Genomic DNA, 5,971 nt, shown 5'->3' on the forward strand with positions numbered 1-5,971 from the left:
GAATATATATGTCTTTGATTTCATCGATTTTCAAAGGAGCTACAGCTCCTGTGTTTACATATTTAAACACATATAATGATGGTAAAGGTCGACCATTAAAATCAAACAGCGCTTGATTATCTACAGCACTTCCCCCATGCCATATCGCCGCATCAGGATCATATTCAGCAGCAAAACTAGACGCCCAACCAGATCCATATTTTTCCCACTTTTTCTCGTTTTGCTTCAGACGTTCAGGAGGGCCAACAGGAATCCATGCAGGTTCCCAGTAAAACACCCCGATCCCCCGTTTACCTACAGCCGCCACCGCCTGAATCACATCTCGAATCGAGTTCGCTTGCCCTTGGACAGTAATCGGATAGTTCAGTATTTGTCCAGAACTCTTTGGAGCTGTATTTTCATGGCCGTCTCCATCTTTTTTCGTATATGGATACGATGTTTCTGCCACCATCACTTTTTTATGATACGTATTGGCTACATGTTTCAACACAGACGTTAAATTGGCTAAAGTACCATGCCAAAACGGGTAATAGGAGCTAGCGAACACATCGTAATCCACTTTATGTTCAGCAAGCATTTTCGCTATGGATGCATACCTGCCTGGAGTTTCGGGATTCGTAAAATGAAGCGCAACCAGTATATTCCGATTCATCTCCCTTACTGCACTGCTTCCTGCATTCATCAACTCACATATTTTCGCCCAATCCGTTTCCCCGACAAAAGCTCCATTTGTTTCATTTCCGATTTGAACCATTCCGACTTGAATTTTTTCTTTCAACATTGCTTTTAAACTTTCCTTCGTGAATCGGTATAAAGCTTTCTTTTTTGCTTCAAAATTGAGATTTGCCCATGCTTTGGGAGGACGTTGTTTGGCAGGGTCGGCCCAAAAATCAGAATAGTGGAAGTCCACTAGCACCCTCATCCCATTGGCCGTAGCTCGCTTTCCAATCTCAATGGCTTTTTCCAAATCGTTATTCCCGCCTCCATACCCATGCCCTTTCGCATCATAAGGATCGTTCCATACGCGCACCCGTACATAATTGATCCCGGCTTCTTTTAGCGTTTTAAAAATATCTTGCTTCTTACCAGCCGCGTTGTAAAATTTCACTCCGCTGTTCTCAAGTGCGATAATACTCGAAACATCAACTCCTTTAACGAACCCTTTGCTTAGGCCATCTACCCTTTTTACGAAAATATCAGCCGGAACAGGCTTTGGCCCCTCTCGGCCTCCCGCACTGTTCAGCGATATCAACTGAAAATGATCCATATAGCCCCAAGCGTTCGGTTTCCCAGTAACTATTGCACCGACTTCAAAGTTCAACGCTTCTTCTTCCAGTGTGAATTCCAATTTAACCGTCTCCCAAGAATTATATCCTTTTGTAACAACAGCCTCCGCCATCTGATCGCCTGCGAACAATTGAATATGACCCGCTTCGTCTCCTGCTCCTCCCATTGATTGAACAGAAAGTTCATAACTCCCTGGCGGCAGCTGTCCGATCGTTTGCTTCAATGTAAATGTTTGATTTCCGTTCGCTATATCGCGGACCCAGTATTTAAAGGCGCTATCTCCCTCATTCGGAACGATCCATGCATCATTTGAATAAGAAAAGCGCTGTAGATCAACAGAACTCCAATCCTGTGTAATGACTGTCCATGACCCATCAGCCCAAAAATCCGATTCAAATCCCCCGTTAATTAAATAATTATACGAATCAGCCGCTGCTTTATGAATATGATTGGACGAAAACGGCATGATCATCACCATCATGGCGACTAGTATGAAAAAAAATCGTTTCCTCATCCTCTCCCCCGCCTCCATGAATATTTTCAGAACATAGCACACATACTTGATTGGCTACCTTATGAAACCCAACCGTCCTACTTGATTTGGTGCTTGAACGATTCTCTCTCCTTTATCTCCTTTTCTCCACGACTCGCACCTCGTATTTACCTAGCGTGATCTCCCCTACGATTTCCTCGCCAGTGAACAGATCCTTCACCTTTTCCTCAACAACAACAGCCTGTTTCTCCTCTGTAAAATTCATAATAAACACATAATCACATTCCGGCGCTTGCCGCGCTTGCACGGATACTCCTTTTCCATGCTTTACAAACAAGACAGGCCTCAGATCGAGCTTTTCCATCAATTCTTGATAAAAATCTCTATGGAATTGATCCTCTAGGCGGCCGCCAATATAATAGGCTTGACCTTTCCCGTATTGGTTGCTCGTCACAGCGGGCGTACCCGCATAAAAATCATCTTCATAAACTCCTTCGACTGTTGCAGTATACACCTTGATCACCGTTGCATAGTCTTTCAACTCGTAAGACTGTCCACGATAATGAACCGAATTTCGATCGCGTGGATAAAGGGTATCCGTTTCGATCGGTTCGATGCCGAATGTTTTCCTCAAATCGGGATGCCAGCCACCTAAATACGCTAAATCACATTCATTGACCATTCCGCTTATATAAGTCATGACAAGCGTCCCTCCGCTCCCTACAAACTGTTTCAAACGAGCAATCGTCTCTTCGCTCACTAAGTAAAGCATCGGCGCAATCAGCAATTTGTAGCGGGAAAAATCTTGTTCCTTTGTAATGACATCAACGGGGATATCCCGCTCCCAAAAGGGACGATAATGCTGTACGAGCGTTTGTGGATACCGTTTCGTTTCAGTCGCAAATCCTTGCGCATCATTTAACGCCCAATTGTTTTCCCAATCATACAAAATGGCCACTTCCGCCGGCCGATTGGTTCCGACGATGCCAGACATTTTCTCGAGCGCTTTCCCAACTTTAGAAACCTCTTGAAATACACGGTTATCCGTGCGATTGTCATGGTCGACGACTGCACCATGAAGTTTCTCAAACGCCCCCCGCGACTTGCGCCATTGAAAATAGAGGATGCTGTCGGAACCATGAGCGATCATTTGCATCGAAGATAAAAAGTGCATGCCTGGCCGCTTCGCTTTGTTCACTTTATGCCAGTTCACTAAACTCGGCGTGCATTCCATCAGTAAAAATGGCTGCTGCTTCAAACTTCGATACAAATCATTGATAAAACCGACTTTCATAGCCAAATCAGCAGTGCTCTCCCAATCATTGTGCCAAGCAGGATAGGCGTCCCAACTAATGACGTCAAGATGCTTTGCAAACTTGCTGTAGTCAAGTCCTTGAAAAGGAATTAAGTCATGCGTATCCGCCATAAAATTCGTTGTAATCGGAATATGAGGCGTCAACTCCCGAAGCGGAACGATCTCGTTTTCAAAAAAGGAAATCGTCTGATCTGTCACAAACCGTTTCCAATCAAGATTCAACCCATGAATCGTATGCTCACCAATCGGAGACGGCGACTCGATTTGCGACCAGTCGGTGTACGTATGGCTCCAAAATGACGTCCACCAAGCGGCATTCAGCGCGTCAAGATCATGATTGTATCTGTTTTTCAACCATTCACGAAACGCTTCTTGGCACAAATTACAATGGCATTCCCCGCCGTATTCATTGGAAACGTGCCACATGAGCAAAGCAGGATGATCTCCGTACCGTTCCGCCAGCAATCGATTGATATGTTGAGTTTTTTCACGGTATACGCTCGAGGTAAAACAATGATTATGACGCCCGCCATGCAACTGTCGAACACGCGCCGCATTCACCCGCAACACTTCCGGATACTTTTGCGACAACCATGCTGGCCGGGCGCCGCTTGGCGTAGCCAAAATCCCCCGCCCGCCAATACGGTAAATGTCGTCAAACACTTTATCGAGCCATTCAAAACGATAAACCCCTTCTTCCGGTTCGAGAGCAGACCAAGCAAATACACCAATCGTGAATGTGTTTGTGTGGGAGAGTTTCATCAACTCAAGATCCGCCTGCAAAAGATCCGGCCGATCCAACCATTGATCAGGGTTGTAATCTCCTCCATGAAGAATGAAGTTCGCTTGTGTTGTATACGTTCGTTCATATTTTGGCATTACGTCGTCTCCTTTCCCTGCATCATCCTTTGATTCCACCCAATGTCAATCCGGACACAAAGTTCCGTTGCAACATCAAAAAGACAATCGTATCGCCCGCTCCATCCGTTCGATCCATTATAGAACCCCAATTAGGAACAATACACTATTTATGAATTCCTCTTTTATTACTATAATAATGGATATGTTTGACAAAGAATAGAGAGGGGGAGCGCTCATTGAAAACGTTGAAGCTAGGAACAAAAATCAATATTTTGATTTTTTGCATCATTATTCTATTAACCATTGTTTTGACGGCTGCTGCCATCATCCAAATCAAAAAAGGAATCCAAAAAGAAACGCTTGAAAGAGTCAAATCCAGTCTTTCCTTGGCCTATCACTATCTTGACGAAAAATATGAAGGGAGTTGGGCTGTCAAAAACGGAGCGCTTTATAAAGGAAGCGAGAAAATCAATGGCAACAATCAACTCGTTGACGAAATCGGAAACCTAACGGGCGGAACGGCCACGATCTTTCAAAATGAAACACGGGTTGCCACCAACATTATCGTGAACAATCGACGGGCTGTTGGCACAACCGCGCCTCCAGAAGTGGTGGAACAAGTGTTAAAGAAAGGGAACACCTTCTTCCGTGAAGTGAATATTTTGCATCAATGGTATCAAGCTGCATATATGCCGATCAAAAACGATCGCGGAGAAACGATCGGGATGTTTTATGTGGGGATTCCCCAAACATATGTGGACACAGCCGTGTCTTCCCTTTTGAAAACATTGATCCTTTCTGCCGTCATCATACTCGTGATGGCATCAGCAGCCACAATATGGTTCTCGCGTCGCATCCATGCTCGATTGGCCGCCGTCTCCAGCGCCCTCCAGCGAGCAGGGAATGGAGACTTTACGGTTGCCATCAATGACCAAACTCGTGATGAAATTGGACAAATTGTCGAAAGCTATAACAAAATGAAAGACGATCTTTCTCAAATGCTGACCCGAGTCGCGGATGCATCAGAGCAAGTCGCCGCGGCTGCAGAGGAACTGACAGCGAGCGCGGAGCAAACAGCCTTGTCAACGGAACAAGTTTCTGTCGGCATCCAAGAGGTCGCCAGCAGAGCGGACAGCCAAAGCAGCCAAACCGATGAAATCGCCGCCGCCATGGAGCAAATGACGCAGGGCGTCTCGCAAATCGCGGAGCGTACGACAGCCATCGCCCACTTGGCCGTCCATATGACAAACTTAGCCGAAGACGGGAAAATATCGGTCGAAAAAAATGCCGAGCAGATGCAGGACATTCATCAAGCCGTGCTCCGGTCAGAACAACTGATTCACACGTTGCAGGAGCGGTCAAAAGAAATCGAAGCGGTCGTCCACACGATTCATCAAATCGCGGAGCAGACGAATCTCCTTTCCTTAAACGCCGCCATAGAAGCGGCGAGAGCAGGAGAACATGGGGCGGGATTTGCCGTCGTGGCCGATGAAGTGAGAAAATTGGCCGAACAAACGCAAGCAGCGACAAAACAAATTACCCATTTGTTGTCTAGCATCCATCAAGATGTAGAGAACACATCAACGAGCATGGAAGATGTGATGCAAAATGTTCAAGACGGCATCGATGCTTCCCAAGAAACAGCAGCGAAATTCAACACAATTTTCGCAAACTCGCAAACCATCTCAACCCAATTGGAAGACGTATCAGCATCCGTACAGCAGCTGTCAGCCGGTATTCAAGAACTGGATTCAGCCGTTGCGGAACTCGCCGCTGCAGCCGAAAAGACGATGGAGACGTCCAAAACAATGGCCCATTCCACCGAAGAACAGCTCGCTTCCATGGAAGAGATTGCGTCAGCAGCCGCTTCATTGGCGAATGTATCCGAAACGTTGCAAGAAATGGTGCAAAAGTTTACGATTGCATCAAAACACTCGCTTGATTCAAACGGGTAAGCAAAAAATGTATATGTTTTACATTCACTCTTTTTCTTTACTAACTCACATTTCGCACCC

3 protein-coding genes are annotated in these 5,971 nt (G+C 45.8%); 1 reads left to right on the forward strand and 2 read right to left on the reverse strand.

Annotation, left to right across the window (positions count from 1 at the left end; genetic code table 11):
• On the reverse strand, nucleotides 1-1,801 hold a 1,801-nt coding region (locus VU18_RS16835; protein WP_047758636.1), incomplete at its 3' end, for an arabinogalactan endo-1,4-beta-galactosidase.
• Nucleotides 1,802-1,913: 112 nt separating this feature from the next.
• The gene (locus VU18_RS16840; protein ID WP_047758634.1) at nucleotides 1,914-3,974 is read right to left on the reverse strand and encodes a beta-galactosidase; all 2,061 of its coding nucleotides are present in this window, start codon (nucleotides 3,972-3,974) and stop codon (nucleotides 1,914-1,916) included.
• A gap of 218 nt (nucleotides 3,975-4,192) precedes the next feature.
• Here VU18_RS16840 and VU18_RS16845 point away from each other — a divergent pair, with 218 nt between their 5' ends.
• Nucleotides 4,193-5,911, forward strand: a complete 1,719-nt coding sequence (locus VU18_RS16845) for a methyl-accepting chemotaxis protein (protein WP_047758635.1) — start codon at nucleotides 4,193-4,195, stop codon at nucleotides 5,909-5,911.
• The last annotated feature ends 60 nt before the right edge of the window (nucleotides 5,912-5,971 follow it).

The organism is Geobacillus sp. ZGt-1 (genome assembly GCF_001026865.1).
GTDB classification, from domain to species: domain Bacteria; phylum Bacillota; class Bacilli; order Bacillales; family Anoxybacillaceae; genus Geobacillus; species Geobacillus thermoleovorans.

What these genes read in the sequence shown, in the direction of transcription:
- VU18_RS16840 (WP_047758634.1), bottom strand. Translation starts at nt 3,974, where the DNA reads ATGCCAAAATATGAACGAACGTATACAACACAAGCGAACTTCATTCTT.